Source organism: Neisseria sp. 19428wB4_WF04 (assembly GCF_015235335.1).
In the GTDB taxonomy this organism is placed as follows: Bacteria; Pseudomonadota; Gammaproteobacteria; order Burkholderiales; family Neisseriaceae; genus Neisseria; species Neisseria musculi.
Window position 1 is genome coordinate 1 of record NZ_JADGLG010000130.1, and the last position, 802, is coordinate 802.

The following is an 802-nucleotide window of genomic DNA, read 5'->3' on the forward strand; positions in this document are numbered from 1 at the left end:
ATAATAATTTTATTAATTTATTGATTATTTAAGGATTCGTGAGATGAGAAATATTTATGTGCGTATTGGTAACTCCGGCCGTCCGACTTTGTGCGAAGTTGCTACCTATGACAAAGGCAGGCTGGCGGTTCGGAAAACCGGAAAAGATGGAATTTATAGCGAACTTCCGACCAGAACGGCCAAAAGCCTGAAAGATGCTGTTAAGCAGGAGCAGCGTATTTATTTATACGATGATGTTTCAGCTTAAAACACATAGGCCGTATAGGGTTTTTAAGATGGCGCACAGAACGTACAGAATCAAACCCGACCCCGCCCGTTTCGGCGGCGGTTGAGATCTGCAGCTAATCGAAGCCGGAAAAATCATGCTCACAAAAAACGAACCTGCAAACCCATGCCCGCATGGTTTTGGGTTTGCCGGCCAAATCCATCACGATTTGGCTTTGCCGGCCTGCAAATTAGGCGGCCAATCTTGGATTGAAGCGGGGGGGTGTGTCCATGAGTACCCGCTGCTGCCCCGAATGCCGCCAATACCGCCCCGTTTCCGCTTTTTTGGGCGGCGTTGGCTGCGTCTGTGATGTATGCGCCGTAGCGGCGCAAAGCGCGAAGCGCGGCGCGCTTCCTTGTCTTAATAGTAACAACTGCATCGGCAATCATGCTTTAGACATGATTGGTAACCAAAACAAGCAATTGCCCGACTCATGAAAGGTTTGAAAGCGGAGCGGCAAAACAAAGCGCAAAACTGAATGCGTTTTCCACTTCGCACAAAAAATCTGCAACCGCATTGGAGCTGAACGTACACCAA

1 protein-coding gene is annotated in these 802 nt (G+C 48.6%); it reads left to right on the forward strand.

Annotated features, from left to right (window positions below; translation table 11 throughout):
- The first annotated feature begins 43 nt into the window (after window positions 1–43).
- On the forward strand, window positions 44–247 hold the full coding sequence (locus IR141_RS12620) for a hypothetical protein (RefSeq protein WP_135037786.1): 204 nt from the start codon (window positions 44–46) through the stop codon (window positions 245–247).
- Window positions 248–802: the final 555 nt, after the last annotated feature.